The organism is Prescottella subtropica (assembly GCF_005434945.1).
GTDB lineage: Bacteria > Actinomycetota > Actinomycetes > Mycobacteriales > Mycobacteriaceae > Prescottella > Prescottella subtropica.
Genome location: NZ_SKCH01000004.1, coordinates 35,837 through 54,224 on the forward strand (window position 1 = coordinate 35,837; position 18,388 = coordinate 54,224).

The 18,388-nt window shown below is 71.3% G+C and carries 13 protein-coding genes and 1 pseudogene; 6 read left to right on the forward strand and 8 right to left on the reverse strand.

Annotated elements, in window-relative coordinates:
• Positions 1 to 72: 72 nt before the first annotated feature.
• Positions 73 to 960, reverse strand: coding sequence for an ROK family protein (locus E0497_RS06085; protein WP_137723900.1), 888 nt, complete (start codon positions 958 to 960; stop codon positions 73 to 75).
• A 19-nt stretch (positions 961 to 979) separates the two neighbouring features.
• Positions 980 to 1,735, reverse strand: a complete 756-nt coding sequence (locus tag E0497_RS06090; RefSeq protein WP_137723901.1) for a class I SAM-dependent methyltransferase — start codon at positions 1,733 to 1,735, stop codon at positions 980 to 982.
• Positions 1,736 to 1,826: 91 nt separating this feature from the next.
• Here E0497_RS06090 and E0497_RS06095 point away from each other — a divergent pair, with 91 nt between their 5' ends.
• Positions 1,827 to 3,044 (forward strand): glycosyltransferase family 4 protein, encoded by a 1,218-nt coding sequence (locus tag E0497_RS06095; RefSeq protein ID WP_137723902.1) that lies wholly within the window; start codon positions 1,827 to 1,829, stop codon positions 3,042 to 3,044.
• On the opposite strand, the gene E0497_RS06100 is transcribed toward E0497_RS06095, so the two are convergent.
• Positions 2,989 to 4,722 carry an MmpA family trehalose lipid delivery protein gene (locus tag E0497_RS06100; RefSeq protein ID WP_137723903.1) on the reverse strand — a complete coding sequence of 578 codons (1,734 nt, stop codon included), beginning with the start codon at positions 4,720 to 4,722 and terminating at the stop codon, positions 2,989 to 2,991. The two genes, E0497_RS06095 and E0497_RS06100, sit on opposite strands and share 56 nt — an antisense overlap.
• 32 nt (positions 4,723 to 4,754) lie before the next feature.
• On the opposite strand from E0497_RS06100, the gene E0497_RS06105 reads away from it, so the two are divergent.
• Both E0497_RS06105 and E0497_RS06110 read left to right on the forward strand, forming a co-directional pair.
• The gene (locus E0497_RS06105; protein ID WP_137723904.1) at positions 4,755 to 5,969 is read left to right on the forward strand and encodes a lipopolysaccharide biosynthesis protein; all 1,215 of its coding nucleotides are present in this window, start codon (positions 4,755 to 4,757) and stop codon (positions 5,967 to 5,969) included.
• A 90-nt stretch (positions 5,970 to 6,059) separates the two neighbouring features.
• Positions 6,060 to 6,542, forward strand: coding sequence for a hypothetical protein (locus tag E0497_RS06110; protein ID WP_137723905.1), 483 nt, complete (start codon positions 6,060 to 6,062; stop codon positions 6,540 to 6,542).
• A gap of 214 nt (positions 6,543 to 6,756) precedes the next feature.
• Here E0497_RS06110 and pgfA read toward each other — a convergent pair whose 3' ends face one another.
• Entirely contained in the window at positions 6,757 to 7,902 is a 1,146-nt protein-coding gene (gene pgfA / locus E0497_RS06115) for a cell envelope lipid trafficking protein PgfA (RefSeq protein WP_137723906.1), read from the reverse strand.
• Between the two features lie 167 nt (positions 7,903 to 8,069).
• Between pgfA and E0497_RS06120 the strand changes: the two are divergent.
• Positions 8,070 to 9,107, forward strand: a pseudogene (locus tag E0497_RS06120) (acyltransferase family protein); the annotation flags it as partial.
• 23 nt (positions 9,108 to 9,130) lie between these two features.
• On the opposite strand, the gene E0497_RS21085 reads toward E0497_RS06120, so the two are convergent.
• The 3 genes from E0497_RS21085 to E0497_RS06135 are packed head-to-tail and all read right to left on the reverse strand — an operon-like array spanning position 9,131 to position 14,744.
• Positions 9,131 to 13,420 carry a DUF3367 domain-containing protein gene (locus E0497_RS21085; RefSeq protein WP_421958312.1) on the reverse strand — a complete coding sequence of 1,430 codons (4,290 nt, stop codon included), beginning with the start codon at positions 13,418 to 13,420 and terminating at the stop codon, positions 9,131 to 9,133.
• A complete protein-coding gene (locus E0497_RS06130; RefSeq protein WP_137723907.1) occupies positions 13,401 to 13,574 on the reverse strand; it encodes a DUF2613 domain-containing protein in 174 nt (57 codons plus the stop codon). The genes E0497_RS21085 and E0497_RS06130 overlap by 20 nt, the downstream gene beginning before the upstream one ends.
• Positions 13,575 to 13,628: 54 nt before the next feature.
• A complete protein-coding gene (locus tag E0497_RS06135) occupies positions 13,629 to 14,744 on the reverse strand; it encodes an isochorismate synthase (protein ID WP_137723908.1) in 1,116 nt (371 codons plus the stop codon).
• A 125-nt stretch (positions 14,745 to 14,869) separates the two neighbouring features.
• Here E0497_RS06135 and E0497_RS06140 point away from each other — a divergent pair, with 125 nt between their 5' ends.
• Complete coding sequence (locus E0497_RS06140; RefSeq protein ID WP_137723909.1) at positions 14,870 to 16,486, forward strand: DHA2 family efflux MFS transporter permease subunit; 1,617 nt, start codon at positions 14,870 to 14,872, stop codon at positions 16,484 to 16,486.
• A gap of 2 nt (positions 16,487 to 16,488) precedes the next feature.
• On the opposite strand, the gene E0497_RS06145 is transcribed toward E0497_RS06140, so the two are convergent.
• On the reverse strand, positions 16,489 to 16,956 hold the full coding sequence (locus E0497_RS06145) for a universal stress protein (protein WP_137723910.1): 468 nt from the start codon (positions 16,954 to 16,956) through the stop codon (positions 16,489 to 16,491).
• Positions 16,957 to 17,086: 130 nt separating this feature from the next.
• Here E0497_RS06145 and E0497_RS06150 point away from each other — a divergent pair, with 130 nt between their 5' ends.
• The gene (locus E0497_RS06150; protein ID WP_137723911.1) at positions 17,087 to 18,274 is read left to right on the forward strand and encodes a glycoside hydrolase family 3 N-terminal domain-containing protein; all 1,188 of its coding nucleotides are present in this window, start codon (positions 17,087 to 17,089) and stop codon (positions 18,272 to 18,274) included.
• The last annotated feature ends 114 nt before the right edge of the window (positions 18,275 to 18,388 follow it).

The following is an 18,388-nucleotide window of genomic DNA, read 5'->3' on the forward strand; positions in this document are numbered from 1 at the left end:
CATCCCTCGCTCGTGTGGAGTGCCCTGGGTCACACTAGAACACGTTACAGGTCGAGGGAACAGGCCGGCCGGTCAGGCGTCGTCGATCGCGGCCAGTCCGGCGCCCGAGAGGGTGCCGAGCACCCCGAGTTCGGCGGGGGCGAGCCGCAGATCGTGCAGGAACGACAGCCGGGCGTGTGCGGCGGCGGACGCCGTCATCGGCTCCCACAGCGCCGGACCGGACTGCGCGAACCCGCCGCCGATCACGACGACGTCCACGTCGAGCAGGGCCGCGGCCGACGCGAACGCCCGCCCCAGCGCGATCCCGGCCCGCTCGAGCGCCGCCGCCGCGGTGGGCTCGCCGAGTTCCGCGTCGACGGCCAGGTCGGCGCCCGTCGCCCCGCTCCACCCGTTCGCCCGCGCCCAGCGCAGCGCCCCCGAACCGCTCGCGACGGCCTCGAGGCAGCCGACGGCGCCGCAGCCGCAGCGGTCGTCGGCGTCCGGCACCACCATGTGCCCGATGTGGCCGGCGTTGCCGGTGCGGCCGCCGTCGATCCGGCCGCCGCGGATCAGCCCGCCCCCGACACCCGTCGACACCACGACACCGAGCAGATCCGGGATGCCCCGGCCCGCACCGAGCCGATGTTCCGCGTACGCGGCGGCGGCCCCGTCGAGCACGAGCCGCACGGACGCGTCCGGGAAGAGTCCGCGGACGGCGTCGACCAGCGGGAACCCGTCACACCACTGCCTGATGTTGAGCGGCGCGACCACACCCGCGACGGTGTCGACCGGTCCGGCCGACGCGATCCCCACCGCCGTCACCGTCTGCCCGTCCGCCACTTTTCGTAACAGGCCCGCGCACGCGTCCCACACCCCGGACGCCGGTGTCGGGACGGTGACCGGGTCGTCGAGGGTGCCGTCCGGGCGGACCCGGGCCGCCGCCATCTTGGTGCCGCCGACGTCGAGGGCGAGTGCGGTCATGCGCTCGAGGCTAGTCCGCTCAGCGCTTGCGCAGCACCAGGACGAGATTGCTGACCAGCACCTCCCGCAGCACCGGGATCTTCACCATCCACCACGCCCAGCGCGGGTGGTAGCGCGGGAACGCGGCCAGGACGTCGCCTCCGGTCTGTGTTCGCGCCCAGCGCAGCCCGTCCTTCGCGCCGACGTCGAACAGGGACACCCCGAACCGGTTCTTCGGCTCCTTGCCCTGCGTGCGGGCGTACCGGCGGGCCGCGTACTCGCCGCCCAGGTAGTGCCACGGCCCGGTCTCGTGGCCGCCGAACGGCCCCCACCACAGCGTGTACGACAGCACCGTCAGTCCGCCCGGTCGGGTGACCCGCAGCATCTCCTCGGCCATCACCCACGGCTGCGCGACGTGCTCGGCGACGTTCGACGAGAAGCACACGTCCACCGATCCGGTGCGGATCGGCAGGGCCAGCCCGGACCCGCGGATCGAATCGCCGACGCTCAGTCCGGCCGCGTGCATCTCCGACGGATCCGGTTCGACGGGGACGTACCGGGCCCCGGCGGCGGCGAAGGCGTCGGCGAAGTAGCCGGGGCCGCCGCCGACGTCGAGGACGGTGGTGCCGGTGAGGTCGCGGTCGGTGAGCCCGCGGTGCAGGTCGCCGATCAGTTCGACGGAGTCACGGGCCAGGGCGCCGTAGAACAGGTCCGGATCGGTCTGTTCGTACCGGAAGTCACTCAGCAGTCCGAACGACCGTTTCAGGGTGGCGCGTCGGGCGAAATGTCGGGTCACGCGGGTCACGGGAGGAAACCTTACGGCTCGGCGAGCCGATAAGGTGTCTCGCAGGCGACCGTCCGAGCGGAGGCAGTGAGGAGGCACGCACGTGCGAGAGGTTCTCCTGCTGTGCTGGCGCGACACGGGGCATCCCCAGGGCGGCGGCAGCGAGCGGTACCTCGAGGAGGTCGGCGCCGGACTGGCCCGCCGAGGCATCACAGTCACCCTCCGCACCGCCGCCTATCCGGGTGCGCCCCGCGAGGAGATCGTCGACGGCGTCCGCATCGTGCGCGGCGGCGGACGCCTCACCGTGTACCCGCGTGCGCTCGCCGCGATCGTCGCCGGACGCCTCGGGTTCGGCCCGCTCGCCGGACTACGCCCCGACGCCGTCGTCGACACCCAGAACGGCATCCCCTTCTTCTCGACGGCGGTGACCGGCGCCCCCGTCACCGTGCTCGTGCATCACTGCCACCGCGAACAGTGGCCCGTCGCCGGCCGGCTCATGGGACGCGTCGGCTGGTGGATCGAATCGTGGCTGTCGCCGCGCGTGCACCGCGACAGCCAGTACCTGACGGTGTCGCTGCCGTCCGCCGACGAACTCGCCGACCTCGGTGTCGAACGTGACCGGATCGCGGTGGTACGCAACGGCGCCGACGCGATCCCGGACACCGTCACCCCCGGCGGCAGCCGCACCCGCACCCCGCATCCGAGCCTGTGCGTGCTGTCGAGGCTGGTGCCGCACAAGCAGATCGAGGACGCCCTCGCCGCCGTCGCGCAGTTGCGCCGCAGCATTCCCGGACTGCACCTCGACGTCATCGGCGGCGGCTGGTGGGAACACAACCTGCGCGAGCACGCCGACACCCTCGGCATCGCCGACGCCGTCACCTTCCACGGGCACGTCCCCGAGGGGCGGAAGCACGAATTACTGTCCCGCGCATGGGTGCACGTCATGCCGTCCCGCAAGGAAGGGTGGGGGCTCGCGGTCGTCGAGGCCGCCCAGCACGGGGTGCCCACCGTCGGCTACCGCAGCTCCAAGGGGCTCACCGACTCGATCGTCGACGGCGTCACCGGACTGCTCGTCGACGGTGGTGGTGAGCGTGTTGCGGCGCTCACGACGGCCGTCGACACCCTGCTGCTCGACCCGGACCTGCGCGCCGACCTCGGCGACAAGGCCCGCATCCGGGCGTACGAGTTCTCGTGGGAACAGACCGCCGCCGGGGTGCACGCGGTGCTCGCGGCGTCGGCGGAGGGCCGGCGAGTCTCGGGGCTCGTCAGCGTGCCCGACGCGACCAGCGTGTCCGGGTCCACCCCAGCCCCACGGCGCTGACGACCAGCATCCCCGCCCACACCAGGTGCGCGACCACGGCCGGCCATCGCGTCGGCGGCGGTGCGTGCGTGGCGTCCGGAACCCGGTACAGGGCTAGTTCGTCGTCCCCCCAGGCTTTTTCGAGCCGATCGAGGGTGCGCTGCGACTCCCCGATCGGTCCCGGCGTGGTGCGTTCGACGAGCACCCACCCGACGTGCTCGTCGGCGAGATCCCGCGGCGACGACCCCGCCAGCAACAGCTGTTCGACGCGGGACGCCCGCGCCCCCTCGCCCGCGACGGCCGACGCCTGTCCGACGACGAGCTGTCCGGTCTGCAGCACGTCCACCGGCAGCATCCGTGGCGCCGGATCGAGGACGGGGGCGTCCCCGCCGTACGGGAAGATGCGGAACATGCCCGCCGGGAGAACGGCGACGTCGCCGGAACCGTCCGTCGCGGAAAGGGTTTCGGCGACCCGCTGCCACGACGTCGGATAGTGGACGGGTCTCAGGGCGCCCCCCACCCCCCACACCAGGTCGGGTAGGGCCACCAGCACCACGGCGATCGCGGCGACCGGCGACGCGGCCGGCCGGGCGGTGCGCGCCGTGACGGCTCGTGCCCCCGCCGCCGCGGCCAGCGCGTACAGCGGCACCGCGAGCGCCACCCACTTCTGAGTGTCGCGCAGCAGCCCCGCCCCCGGCACCTGCCCGACGGCCCACTCGCCGGCCGTCAGCCCCCACCCCGTCGCCCCCAACGCCGGCAGCAGTACCGCGAGCGCGGCGAGCACCCCGAGCGTCGCAATCACCGGATGCCGCCGCCTGCGCCACAACGCCGGCAACCCACACGCGACCACCGCCAGCAACAGCACCGTCCCCACCAGCGCCCACCACGACGTCCGCGACCCCGGCACTGCGTCCGCATTCCAGATCCCGCCCAGACCGGCGACACTGCCGAGCGTCCCGAGTCCCGGCTCGGCGCGCGCCGCGAACGCCGCCACCCCCGCCGGATCCGATGTCGCCCCGGCCCCACCACCCGCCGCGAGCAGCGACACCGTCAGCCACGGCGCCGACGCGAGCAGCAGGCAGCACGCTGCCCGTGCGCCTTTTCGGTAGTCCCAGCTACCAAAAAGGCGCACAAGCAGCGCAGCTGCCAGGACCGCGGCCAGCAGGGCGCCGGTCGGGGTGAGGGCTGCCGCGGCGAGGCTCAGGGCCAGCGCCCACCAGCCGCCCGGTCGGCCGCGTCGGATCGCGACGGCCGCGCACACGATCCACGGCAGCGCCGCATAGCCGGTGAGCAGACTCCAATGGCCCTGCAGCAGCCGTTCGGCGACGTACGGATTCCACAGCGTCACCGTCGACGCCACCAGTTGCGGGCCGAGCCCGGCGCCGGGCAGCATGACGGCCGTCATCCGCGCCGCACCCCAGCCCGCGAGCCACAGCGCCCCGACCAGAATCGTCTTCACCACGATCCCGCCGTCGACCACCGTGCTCAGCGACGCGATCAGCCAGTCCTGCGGGACCGCCCGCGCCGCCGCGTCCGCCACCCCCAACGCCGTATCCGTGACGTACGAGCGGGGCGTGCTCACCGCATCCCGCAACAGCAGATAGCCGGGACCGAGCAGCGGCCCGAGAATCACGACGGTCAGCGTCAGGCTGTACAGCGACGGCACCGCGCGGACGAGAATCGGGTGCCGGGGCGTCATGGGCGGCACTGTACGTGGTGCATCATGGGCGGGTGCCACGTCAATCCCTGTCCGGCTCGACGGTCGCCGGGATGACACTGGTGACCCTCGGGTCGATGACGGCGAACATTGCCGCCTACCTCCTGGCCCTGCCCGCCCTGCGCTGGCTCGGCCCCGCCGGCTACGGCGAATTCGCGAGTCTCCTCGCCGCCCAACTGGTCCTCGCGGTGCCGGCACTGGCCCTGCAGACTGTCGTCGCCCGCGACGTCGTGCACGGACGCTCCGCACACGAGTTGCGGACCCTCGGGTATCGGTGCGCCGCGATCGTCACCGTCCTCGCCTGCGCGCTGGTCCCGGTGCTGTCGTGGGCGCTGCACACGAGCCTCGCCGCGACCGCCGCCGCCCTCGTCGCCGCACCGCTGCTGGTGCTGCTCGCCACCGAACAGGGACTGCTGCAGGGGACGGGCCGGTTCGCGGAACTGAGCGTCGTACTGGCCGCGGCCGGGGTCGGCAAAGTGGTCCCGGCCGTCGCCGTCCTCGCGGTCGGCGGCGGACCCGGTCCCGCGCTTCTCGCGGCCGCCGTCGGCACCGGTGTCGTGGCCGTCGCCGCCCGGACGGTGACGGGCCGTTCGGGCACACCGTCCGACGACTCCGGCATGCCACTCGGTGTGGCGACGGTACTGCGGGCGTCGCAGGTGCAACTCGCGCTGATCGCGCTGTCGTCGATGGACCTGGTGATCGCCCGCGCAGTCCTCGACTCCCACGACGCCGGCCTGTACGCGGCCGGGGCGGTCGCCACCAAGGCGGCATTCTGGCTGCCACAGGCCATCGGCGTCGTGCTGTATCCGCGGATGGCGAATCCGCAGCAGTCGGCGTCCGCGGTCCGCTCGGCGCTCGGGGTGCTCACCGCGCTCGGGGTGGTCCTCGTCGGCGGGGCCGCGATCTGCGCGCCCCTCGCCCCGATCCTCTTCGGCGACGATTACGCGTCGGTGCAGGACGTCCTGTGGATGTTCGCGTGGAACGGCGCCGCCCTCGCCGTCCTGCAGGGGGCGCTGCTGTCCGCGATCGCCGGGGAACGCACCCGCCTCGCCGTCGTCGCCTGGGTGGGACTCGCCGTCGAAGCGGCACTGATGTTCACCGTCGCCGACACCGTCCGCCAATTCGTCACCGTCGCCATGGTCGTCGCCACCGTCACCGCCGCCGTCGCCGCAGTCCTGGCGGTGCGGGCGGTACGCGTCGCGTCCGCCCCGCCTGCCACTCCGCGCTAAGTGCGCGAAACGCGGAGGGCAGGCGCGCCGGGCAGCGACACCGATGTAGGCATACCGGACTTCGGGGTGATCCCGTGCGACGCTGACCGGATGCGGAGTGTGCAGAGGTGGGTGTACGGGGTGGCGGCGACGCCGCTGGTGTTGTTCGTCGTGGCGATCGTCGTCGGCGTGGTGATCGGGGATTCAGCGGGCTTCCTGTATGACGTCGCAGGTAACTGGGCGCTCGTCCTGGCATTCGGCTCGGTCCTCTTCGTGCCGTCGATGCTGCTCACTGCGTACGGCGCCTATCTGCTGCCGCAGCCGCCGGTGTTCGGGCGCGTCGTTGCGACCGTCGGACTCGCGCTGCCGGCCGCATTTCTACCGCTCATCCTTGTCGGTCTCGTGGATTCGGTGATCACCGACCGTTCGGACTGGCCCGACGACGGCACCTCGTGGGCACCGAAACTGTCGACCGCCGGCACGATCGTCGCCACCACCCCGTTCGTACTGCTCAGCGTTGCCGCGATGTATGGGATCTGGCTGGTCTGGTCGCGGCGGCCGGTGCCGGCGACCACCCCCGCCGTCACCCCGTAATAAGTGCGCAAAGCGCGCCCGGCGCAACAGGTTTCCCGCGTTTCGCGCACTTAGCGCGACGGATTCGGCAGGTTTCCTCGCGTCAAGTGCGCGAAACGCGCGGGGAGGCGGGTGCGCCGACGCACCCCACCCGCACGACCCCGAGCGCCCCGTCCACACAAAAAACGGCACCCCGCACGAATCGTCGTGCGGGGTGCCGTTCTACGAAAACTGTTTACTGGCGGGGCGGTTCGGTGAATCCGTCCTTGCCGAGGTTGACCGTGGGGAATTCTTCGGTCTTGTCGGTGGTCCAGTCGTGGTCGCCGGTCTGGCCGGGGCCGTCGGCGGGCGGATTGCCGGGGCCGCCGGCTGCGGCGGCACCCTTGTTGCCGCGTCCGCCGCGGAGTCCGAGGAAGGCGCCGGCGGCGAGGGAGATCACGCCGAGGACGGCGGCGACGATGGGGAGGGTGCGGCCGAACAGCGACAGCTTGTCCTGGCCGTCCTTGGCCTGCTTGATCTGGTATTCGATGGTGTTCTCGTCGAACGGCAGCGTCACCTTCAGGACGGTGACCTCGGGCTTGGCCTTGTCGCGGGCGTAGTACTGGTACAGCTTTTCCTGGCCTTTGACGACGACACCGGTGACGGGGTCGACCCACACGTCGCGCTGGTTCTGGTACCAGCGGGTCATGGTGATGGGCTGCTCGTCGCCGGGCACACCCCAAGTGGAGGCGGGCAGTGTCAGCTTGTTGGTGGGCTCGGGCACCACCTTCGACAGATCGGTGGGTTCGATCTTCTGGCTGTAGTGGTACACCTTCATGCCGTTGATTTCGGTTTCCTCGACGAAATCGATGTCCTGGCTGGTGCGGATGTTCAGGTCGAAGTAGGGGTAGCTCTTCTGTTCGGCGCCGAACGGCCACTTGTACTGCAGGCCGGTGTGGCTGACCTTGGTGGCCGGGCTGGTCGTCGACGTCTGGATGGTGCCGACGGGCGGTTCGACGGGCATGGAGCTGACGCGGTCGAGGGTGACGGTGTCGACGGTCGCGGACAGCAGTCCGGTGTCGCCCTGCTTGTCGGTGCGGATCAGTGTCTGACCGGCCTGCACGGACACGACCTGCGAGTCGGACGGCTCCTGCGTGATCACGTAGCGCTGCGCGACGATCGGCACGTTCGTGTTCACTTCGGCCTTGCCGGCGAGCAGGGCCTTCGAGTCGAGCACGTCACCGGTGCCGGTGGCGATCGTGGTGACCTCGAGGTCGAGGGGCGTCTTCTTGAGTTTGTCCACCGTGAACGCGGGGATCATGATCGCGATGGCCAGCAGGAAGGTCCCGAGGCCTACCAGGACGCACGCAAGTATCCGGCTCGGGCCTGAGCGCTCGGCCATGCTGTCTCCTAACTCAACGTTCTTGAATTGAGGTGCCCCTACCGCCAGCGCGCACGCTACACGGGTCGTGAGCCCAGACACTAACAGTCTCGGTGTCCTGTTTGCGTCGGAGCACCGCATCCCATCTGCTTTCGGCGGGATGCCGGGTGCGGGCACACTGAACGGCGATGAGCATTCGTGACACCGCCCCGGTCGGTAATCCGCGCGCGTTCGTGCCCGCACTGGAGGGGATGCGTGGGTTCGCGGCGTTCGGGGTGCTGGTGACGCATGTGGCGTTCCAGACGGGTGCGGCGGGGGATCCGGTGATCGGGCGGATCTGGGGGCGGTTCGATCTGGCGGTGGCGGTGTTCTTCGCGCTGTCCGGGTTCCTGCTGTGGCGTCCGCATGCGGCGGCGGCCCGCGGGCTCGGGGTCCCGCCGACGATCGTGAAGTACTGGTTCAACCGGGCCGCCCGCATTCTGCCCGCCTACTGGGTGGTGGTGGTGCTGGTGCTGGCGTTCCTGCCGGCGGCGAGCGGCGGCTGGACGGTGTGGGCGGCGAATCTGGGGTTGGTGCAGGTGTTCGTGCCGCTCACCCTCACCGAGGGGTTGACGCAGATGTGGTCGCTGTCGGTGGAGGTGGCGTTCTATCTGGTGCTGCCGATCGTCGCGTTGGCGATGGTGCGGCTGCGCGGCGGGTACGCCCGACTGCGGATCCCGGTGCTGCTGGGGCTGTCGCTGGTCAGCCTGTCGTGGGCGTTCCTGCCGGTACCGGCACCGGACGGTATCCACCACGACAACTGGCTGCCCGGCTACATTCCGTGGTTCGCGGCGGGCATGCTGCTCGCCGAACTCGCGATGGTGAGCGGCACCCGGATGCACCGGTTGGCGGGGCGTCGACTCGTCATGGCGACGATCGCGGTGGTCGCGTTCGGGTTGTCGACGACGTGGCTGGCCGGGCCGGAGGGTCTGGTGCGGCCGGAGCCGTGGCAGTACGCCACGAAGATCGTGCTCGGTGCGGTGCTGAGTGTCGCGTTGCTGGCGCCGCTGGTGCTGGCCGGGCACCGGCACCGGATCCTGGCGAGTCCGGTCGCGCTGGCGGTGGGCCGCTGGTCGTACGGGCTGTTCATCTGGCATCTGGCGGTGCTGACGATCGTGTTCCCGATGTTCGACATCCCCCCGTTCGCCGGCCGTTTCTGGTTCGTCCTCGCGGTCACCACGGTGCTGAGTGTCGCGGTGGCGTCGGCCAGCTACGCGCTGGTGGAAGAGCCGGCGCGGCGGGCCGTCCAGCGTTGGGAGAAGCGTCGCCACATCGGCGACCGGGACAGCGGCAGGGCGGCGACACCCGCGCAGACCACCCCGGTCAGCGCGCACAGCTGAATCAGCAGCGAGTACCCGACGTAGCCGTCGGGTGCCCGCCACGGTCCGGTCGACAGCAGTACGGAGGCAACTGTCAGGGATGCACCCGCGGTGCCGACGAGGACCCGGGCCGCGAACGTGTTCCCGCGCCACCGGGTCAGTGCTGCCGCGCCGGCTGCGACGAGCAGCGTGACGACGGACCCGACGATCCCGGCGACGAGTGTCGCGACCGCGAGGACCCCGACGAATCCGGCGACGGCGCTGCGGTAGGTGCGCGGGGCGGGGCCGTCGAGAGGTGTCCGGCGGGGCCGCACCCACGCCAGCAGTGCGAGGGGAATCAGCAGCAGCAGCCCGAACGCGAGTCCGGCGCGATACCAGCGGTCGGTCGCGAATTCGAGGGTGACGACGCCGTCGGTGCCGGCCGGGACGATCCAGCCCTGCTGCCAGCCGCCGACGACGATCGGCTGCAGTTCGGTGCCGTCGGGTGCGGTGGCGATCCAGCCGACGTTGGTGCTCTCGGGGACCACGAGCAGCCGGTCGGTGCCGGATGCGGTCACGGCGAGTTCACGCAGGTTCTCGGTCCAGCGGCCGACGGTCGGCGGGGTAACGGACGGGGTGGTGGCCGCCGGGGTGACGGTCAGTTGCAGGTTGTCGACGGTGAACGCGGGTCCGGGGGCGACGACGACGTCCTGACGGCCCGACGGCAGCGGCACCGGGTCGGGGCTGCACACGGTCGCGGTGACCGGCTGCCCGGACGCCAACTGCTGCGCGGTCGCGGTGACCGACAGGTGCACTGTCGATCCACCGAGCGAGATCACGGGTCCGGTGTCGCAGCCGACGGTGACGGGCCGCTGGGACGGTGCGGTCGCGGTGCCGGGGACGGGGGTGCCGTCGGCGCCGAGGGCGACGATCTCGGCGAGCCCGGGCGGCTGGGCCTGCAGGAACCCGAGTCCGGTGCGGTCGAGGACGTCGTCCCACCGCACCAGCGACAGCACGATCCGGTCGGTGACATGCGGTTCCAGTTCCACGGTCTGCGGGGAGTCGTCGAGGTCCCGGGTCTGCGGTCCGTTACCGAGGTCGACGGCGATCCGGGTGGGTGCGGCGGGGAGCGTGCCGGTGCTCGCGGTCAGTTGCAGTCCGGTGACGAGGGTCGGCTGCGGCAACCGGATCGTCAGCGTCGGCAGACCCTCGGTGCGCGTCGCGGTCGTGGCCGGCGCCGTCCACGACGTCGCGGGATCCCCGTCGACGGCGGCGCGGGCGGTGCCGCGCGGTTCGACACCGTCGGCGGGGCCGCTCGCGGTCACCGCCGCGGGGTCGGTGAGCAGCGCGTCGAGTCCGGCACCGGGACGTGGCCGCACCGTCAGCGACGGGGTGACGGCGGTCGCGTCCGGCACCTGCAGGGTGCGGGTGAACGTGCCGGGTTCCTCGGGCGGCAACCCGAGGGCGGGTGTGCAGTGGACGCGGTCGGGGCCGTCGACGCAGCCGGCACGCCCGGGCAGTTCCGGGCCGAGGTCCCAGCCGCGGACGTGGGCGCCGTCCGGGGTGGGGGGCAGCACGGTGCGGTGCACGATCGGGACGGGCACCTTGCTGCCGGACGAGTAATCGTCGACGGACAGTTCGCTGATCCCGAACTGGTAGCCGGGGGAGCCGTCCTCGGTGTGGGTGGCGAGGATCCGCAGCCAGTCCGTGGTCCCGGACGGCAGCGACACGGACACCGGTTCGCCGGGCTTGTCGATCCGCACCGACGTCGACCCGTTCGCGGTTTCGATGCGAATCCATTTCACGGGGGTACCGAACGCGGCGGGACTGGTCGTCACGTGCAGCATGCCGCTGGTGATCGGGGTGTCGAGGTCGGCGCGCAGCCACTGCCCGCGGGCGGTCTCGAGGCCGTTGCTCAGCCAGGCGGTGGCGGGGTCGCCGTCGACGGTCGCGGCCGGTCCGCTGCCGGGGGCGGTGCCGCCGAGTTGGGTGGCGTCGGCCGCGGAACTGGACACCGTCAGTGTCGCCCCGGACCATTCGCCTTCGACGAGGTGCGCGCCCGGCACCGGATAGTCGGCGACCGCATTGTGGGTGCGGCGGGCGTCGTCGGGGCTGCGGAGAGCGGAGGAATGGTTGTCGACCTGACCGAAATCGGTTTCCCGGTCGGTGGGGGTGTCGGTGACGGTCACCTCGCCGACCGGCAGTCCGGCGCGGTCCGCGTCGGAGGCGAGGAGCGCCGGCCCGGTGACGGTGACGGTGCCGTTGCCGGCGAGCCGCAGCAGCGATTCGGACCCGCCCTGCACGACGGGCACCGCATCGAGATCGACGGTGTACGGGCCGGGCGGCGGTGTCGGACCGGTCGGGGACGTCACCCGGTAGATCTCGATCGCCGGATATGCGGGCCGCAGTCCGCTGTCGGCGACGATGTCGTCGGCGGCGGTCGCGGGGGCGATGTCGTCCCCGAACCGGGCGACCTTCTCGAGGCCCGGCGACCCGGAGATCGTCCGGTGCACCAGGATCGGGCGCGCCGACCGGGACGTGTCCGGGTCGAGATCGTTGCGGACCACGACGTAGCGGACCCCCTGCGCGAGGAGGGTGTCGGCGAGCCCGTCGGACGGGCGGCCGTCGGAGATGATCCGCTGCACCGAGTCGAGGGCGCGGATCGCGCCGGGCGGCACCAGCGGGACCGCGTCGCGCACCGCCCACGGCGTCGACGCCAGCGCCTGCAGCGGCTCGTCACGGGTCAGGCCCCAGACCTGCGTGCCGAACGGGGCGCCCGGCACGACGAGGGCCCGTTCTGCGTCCGCGCCCGTCGTGCCGGACGCGTGGTCGGACAGCCACCGGGCGGCGTCGTGCCAGTACGACGGGACCGCGTCGTAGGCGCCGCGGGGGGCGAGCCGGCCCGTCCAGACGAGGGAGGTGGTGAGGGTGAGGGCGACGAGCAGCACGCTGGTGACCGCGACCGTCGGCTGTCGTTCGGGATGCGCGAACGCGGACCGCCAGCGGCGCCACGGCACCGACCCGGGCAGCGGCACCCGCGCCAACAGGTGCGCCAACCCGAGGACGAGCGGCAGCCGGACCAGGGGCTCGAGCTTGTGGACGTTGCGCAGCGGCGCGCCGGTGCCGTCGAGGAACGCCCGCACCTGCTCGGCGATCGGGGAGCCGAGATCGCCGACGTACCCGGCGCCGAGTCCGGCGATGCCGACCAGCAGGATCAGCGTCAGCCGACCCTTCGCGGGCATGCGCCGCATGCACAGTCCGGCCAGTCCGGCGGCCGCGATCAGCCCGGTCGCGACGACCGCGACCGGTTCGGTGACCAGGACGGTGCCGGCGACGCGTTCGGGGGACACGAACGGTGTCCAGCTGTCGGTGCCGCGCAGCACCTCGGTCAGCGACGTCCACTGGGTGGTGACACCGGACGATTCGATGAAGTCCAGGAACGGGGGGCTGACCCGGCTCAGCAACAACAGCGGCACGATCCACCACAGCGTCGCCAGCAGCAGGCACGGAATCCACCACGCGGTGAACACCCACCAGCGCCGGTCGGGTCGGTGCACGATCCACCACAGGCCCGCTACCAGGCATGCGGCGGCGGTGGCGACGGCGTTGACGGCGCCCATGAACGCGACCGCGACGGCGGATTGCGCGGCGAGTACCCGCAGGCTCCTACCGGTGCCAGGCCCGCGGCCGGGGGTCGTCGCCAGGATCACCGGCAGCAGCACCCACGGCGCGAGCATCATCGGCAGGGATTCGGACGAGATGGAGCCGAGGGTGGTGAGGACACGCGGTGACAGCGCGAACGCGACCGCGGCGACGATGCGGGAGCTGCGGGAGCCGATGCCGAGGGCTTCGGCGACGCGGACGACACCCCAGAATCCGGCGGTGATCAGCAGTGCCCACCACAGGCGTTGGGTGATCCACGGCGGAATGTGCAGCAGCTGCCCGGACGCGAAGAACGCGCCGTGCGGGAAGAAGTAGCCGTACGCCTGGTTCTGCACTTGGCCGAGCGGCGCGATCGACGACCACTGGTGGGCGGCGCGGGTGAGGAACCCGATCGGGTTCTCGGTGAGGTCGTATTTGGTGTCGGCGACGATCCGGCCGGGCGCCTGCAACAGGCATGCGGCGAACGCGACGAACCCGGCGCCGATCAGCCAGCGCCGGGTGAGGGGTTCGGTGGACGGCTCAGCGGCTGCCGTATTCAACCTGGTTCAGCAGCGACGAGTTGGCGTTCCCGGATCGGTCGATGGTCGGGAGAGTGTTGTCCTGGGCGGCCTGGGTGACTCCGAAGACGGCGCCGACACCGAGAACCGCACCGATCACGGCACTGGCAATGCCGGGGACAAGGAACTTCGCCATCTCGGATCTCCCATGGTCGAGCCGCTGATTACTCAGGAAACGCAGATATCCGGGTCAAGGTATCACCTGCGGGGGTGTCCCGGCGTGGACGTCCACACCGAGCGCCCCGAGCAGGGTGCCGAGTTTGGTGGTGGTTTCGTCGAGTTCGGCGACGGGGTCGGAGGCGGCGACGATGCCGCCGCCGGCCCACGCGAACGCCCCGGTGCCGGCGGCGTCGATCTCGGCGCAGCGGATCGCGACCACCCAGTCGCCGTCACCGGCCGCATCGCACCAGCCGACGGCGCCGCCGTAGAAACGGCGGTCACCCTCGACGTCGCGGATGGTGTCGAGGGCCCGGCCGGTGGGGGTGCCGCACACGGCGGGTGTCGGGTGCAGGCGGGTCGCGAGGTCGAGGGAGTCGACGGAGGCGTCACGCAGCCGTCCGCGGATGGGACTGGCCAGATGCCACAGTTCGCCGGTGCGGGTCAGTTGTGGTGTCGCCGGCACGTCCAGGTCGGTGCACAGCGGCGCCAGGACGTCGCGGATCCAGTCGACGACGAACGCGTGTTCGGCGAGGTTCTTCGCGGACGCGAGCAGCGCGTCACCCTCGGCGCGGTCGGCGTCCGGGTCGGTGCGCCGCGGCGCGGACCCGGCCAGCGGGTGGCAGGTGACGGTCGTGCCGCGGCGGCTCAGCAGGATCTCCGGGCTGGCCCCGACGAGGCTGTGCCCGACGTAGCCGCGCCCGGCCGGGGTGAGGTCGACGGCGTACCCGTTCGCGGCCGGGTGCCGGGCGATCATGCGGGCCGCGAGGGCCTCGGGGGACAGGGGGGTGTCGGCGACGAGACGGACGGCCCGCGCGGCGACGACCTTGTCGAGGCCACCGTGTCCCAGCCGGTCGACGAGGCGCCGCACCCGGTCCACATGTTCTGCGGGAGAAGGAAGTTCGTCGGCGACACGGACGGCCGGCAGCGGTGCGACGGCCGCGGGACGCCACGGCCCGTCCGTCCACGACACCGTCTCGGGGGCGGTGAGCGCGGCCGGTGCCGCCGGATCGAACGGCAGCGCCCCGACGATCAGGTCGGCGCGTCCGGTGGTGAGTGCGGCGGCGGCGGCGGCCGCGGTGTCGAAGCGGTCCCGCGCCCCGATGGTGCGGAGAGTGCGATCGGGGCGGGAGAGGAGAAAGCCGTCCATGATGCTGCCGACGATAGTCGTCGGCGCCGACGGTGGTCCTCACCCCCTACGCGTGAGGTGATCTGCCGCGAATCGGCTTAGCGTCGGCCTGCCTACCTGCGCCGGGGAGACAGGAGAACCGCCGAATGAGCACACCGACAACCGAGGTCGCCCCACGTGGCGACGACGCCCCGACCGTCCGCGATTGGACCATCGTGATGGTCGTCTGCATGGGATTCTTCATGATCCTGTTGGCGAACACTGCGGTGAACGCGGCACTGCCCGCGATCATGAGTTCCTTCCGGGTGTCCATCGACGTGGGCCTGTGGGTGCTCAACGGCTTCCTGCTGGCCTATGCCGCGCTGCTGCTGGTCGGCGGCAGACTCGGTGATCTGTTCGGTCAGCGCCGCCTGTTCCTGGTGGGCGTCGTCTGGTTCACCGTCTTCTCGACCGCCGGCGGGTTCGCACCGAGCGCGGCGTGGCTGATCGTGTTCAGCGTCGCGATGGGCATCGGTGGTGCGTTGATGGCGCCGCAGACGCTCACGATCATCACCGGCATCTTCCCGGCGGGACGTCGCGGTGTGGCGATGGGGGTGTGGTCGGCGGTCTCCGGCCTCGCCGCCGTGACCGGGCCGATTCTCGGTGGCTGGCTGGTCACCGGTTTCGGATGGGAATGGGTGTTCCTGCTGAACATTCCGATCGGTGTCGTGGTGTTCGCGCTGGCGATACGACTCGTGCCCGACCTGCATTTCGGCACCGCGCGGTCCCTCGATCCGGTCGGGGCCGTGCTCTCCACGACCGGTCTGGCACTGATCGCCTTCGGCCTGATGGAGGGCTCACGGTACAACTGGGGCCGGATCTGGGGGGTCGTGTCGATCCCGGCGATCCTCGCGCTCGGTGCCCTCACGGTCGCCGGATTCATCGTGTACGAGTGGCGGATGCAACGCCGTCCGGGCAGCGAACCACTCGTCCCGTTCAGTCTCTTCCGGGACCGGAACTTCGGTCTCATGAGCGGTGTCGGGTTCGCGACGTCGTTGGCGCTGGCCGCATTGATGATGCCGTTCACGATCTACCTGCAGACCGTGCTCGGACTGTCGGCGTTCGAGGCCGGTCTGGTCACGATCCCACTGTTCGTGGCGCTGTTGATGGTCGCCCCGTTCACCGGACGCCTGGCCGATCACCACACCGCCCGCTGGCCGATGGTCGGCGGTCTGCTCACTCTTGCGGGTGGGATCGCGGTGGTGGCGTTCACCCTGCAACCGGATTCCGGCCGCTGGGCATTCGTTCCGGGACTCGTCCTGATCGGTGCGGGCATGGGGTTGGCGTCGTCGCTGCAGACGACGATCGCGATGCGCGGTGTTCCGAAGGAACTGGCCGGCACCTCGTCGGGCGTGTTCAACACGATGCTCCACCTCGGCCCGGTGCTCGGCGTGGCGGCGACCGGCGCGATCCTGCAGTCGATGATGGGTGGCACCCTGCACGATGCGGCCGTCGAGAACAGTGCCGCCCTGCCCGCGCAGGCGCAGGCGCCGTTCGTCGCCGCGTTCGACAGTGCGTCGTCCGGGACCGCCGACAGTGCGTTGCATCAGGCGCCGCAAGCGCCGCCGGGGATACCCGAGCAGGTCGTCGACAAGGCGAAGGACCTCGTGAAACAGACCTTCGACGAGGGTTTCACCAACGCTGTGAAGCCCAGTCTTCTGTTGCCGATCGGTGCCGTGACGATCGCTGCCGGGGCGGCGGTTGCCATACGGCGCCGCCTGTGAGGTCAGTTGCCCGGCGGGACGATCAGCACCGGTCGGTGGCTGTGCCGCAGCACGTGGTCGGCGACGCTGGACTGCAGCAGTGAGCGTAGGCCGGTGGTGCCGCGGGTGCCGGTGACGATGATGTCGGCGTCGAGTTCGTCGGCGCATTCGACGATCGTCGCCCAGATCGCGGTCGACGATTCGCAGCAGCGGCCCTCGGCGGCCATCCCGGACTGTCGGGCGAGTTCGAGGCCCTCGGCGTTGGTGGCTTTCGCGTCGGTGAGGGCGATGTCCTCGGACGATTCGTCGGGCACCCATTCGGGCTGCATCACCCCGGACAGTCCGGACATGCGGGCGGCCTGGCGGACCATCGGTTCCCACGCGGTGGCGACGACCGCGCGGTTCGCGGACAGGAACCGTCCGGCGTATTCGATCGCGCGCTTGGCGTTGTCGGAGCCGTCGTAGGCAATGAGCATGAGATCTGCAGGCACTGTGACCTCCTGAAATCAGGTTCGACCGGAGTTCGCGGACGGTGACTCTCCGTCCCCCGAGATTACCTTGCCATTACCCGTGTCGCTCGGCTCGGGAACGGACCGAATCCGTCTCCGCTACCGTCGAGACATGCGTATTCGACATGCGGTCGCGGTCGTGTTGGTGGCGGGTCTGGCGGCCGGATGCTCGTCGGGCGGCGGATCGGACACGACGACCGGCGCCCAACAGACGACCGAGTTGTCCGAGACGACGACACAGTCGACGACGACGCGCAGTGTGCCGCCCGCGCCGGGACCGTTCGGGTCGGCAATGTGCGGTCCGGGGCTGCTGCGGTCGCTCACCGAACGGCAGAAGCTGGCGCAACTGCTCACGGTCGGGGTCACCGGCACCGAGGACGCCCGGAAGATCGTCGAATCCGAGCAGATCGGCGGCATCTTCATCGGCAGCTGGACCGACGAGTCGATGCTCGCGAACGGTGATGCTGCGGTGATCGCGGAGGAGAGCCCGATTCCGCTGATGGTGACGATCGACGAGGAGGGCGGCCGGGTCTCGCGGGTCGACCAGTTGTTCGGTACGGACCCGTCGGCGCGGGAGGCGGCGCGGACGATGACCCCCGAACAGGTGTACGAGATGGCGCTCGAACGAGGCCGGAACCTGCGGTCGATCGGTGTCACCGTCAACTTCGCCCCGGACGTCGACGTGAGCAGCCAGCCCGACGACACGGTGATCGGTGACCGCTCCTTCTCGGACGACCCACAGGTGGTGACGACGTATGCGGACGCGTACGCCCGCGGCATGCGGGATTCGGGAATCCTGCCGGTGCTCAAGCACTTTCCCGGCCACGGGTCCGCGTCCGGTGATTCGCACACCGGGGCGGTGACGACGCCGCCGCTCGAGCAGTTGCAGACCTCCGACCTGGTGCCGTACCGGAACCTGGTCGACACGGGTGTCGGGGTGATGCTCGGGCATCTGAGTGTGCCGGGGCTGACGACGGACGGGCTGCCGGCGAGCCTGAGCCCGGAGGCCGTGGCCCTGCTGCGTGACGGCACCGGTTACGGGGCGCCGGCGTTCACCGGCCCGATCTTCACGGACGACCTGTCCGGGATGAAGGCGATCACCGACCGGTTCGACATCGCCGAGGCCGTCGAACAGGCACTGTCGGCGGGCGCGACGACGGCGCTGTGGCTGACCACCGACGACGTCCCCCGGGTGCTGGACCGGCTCGAGGCGGCCGTCGAGAAGGGCCGGCTGTCGCAGGAGCAGGTCGACGCGTCGGTGCTGACGATGGCGCGGGCGAAGGGCGTCGTCAGCTGCTGACGGGACCGTCACCGGGCCGACGGTCGCCGCTCACCCGTTGTTCACGGACCCGAGAGGTTCCTTCGTGATGCTCACGAGCTGAGTGCCGGCCCGTCGGGGGTCGGCCGACGAGCT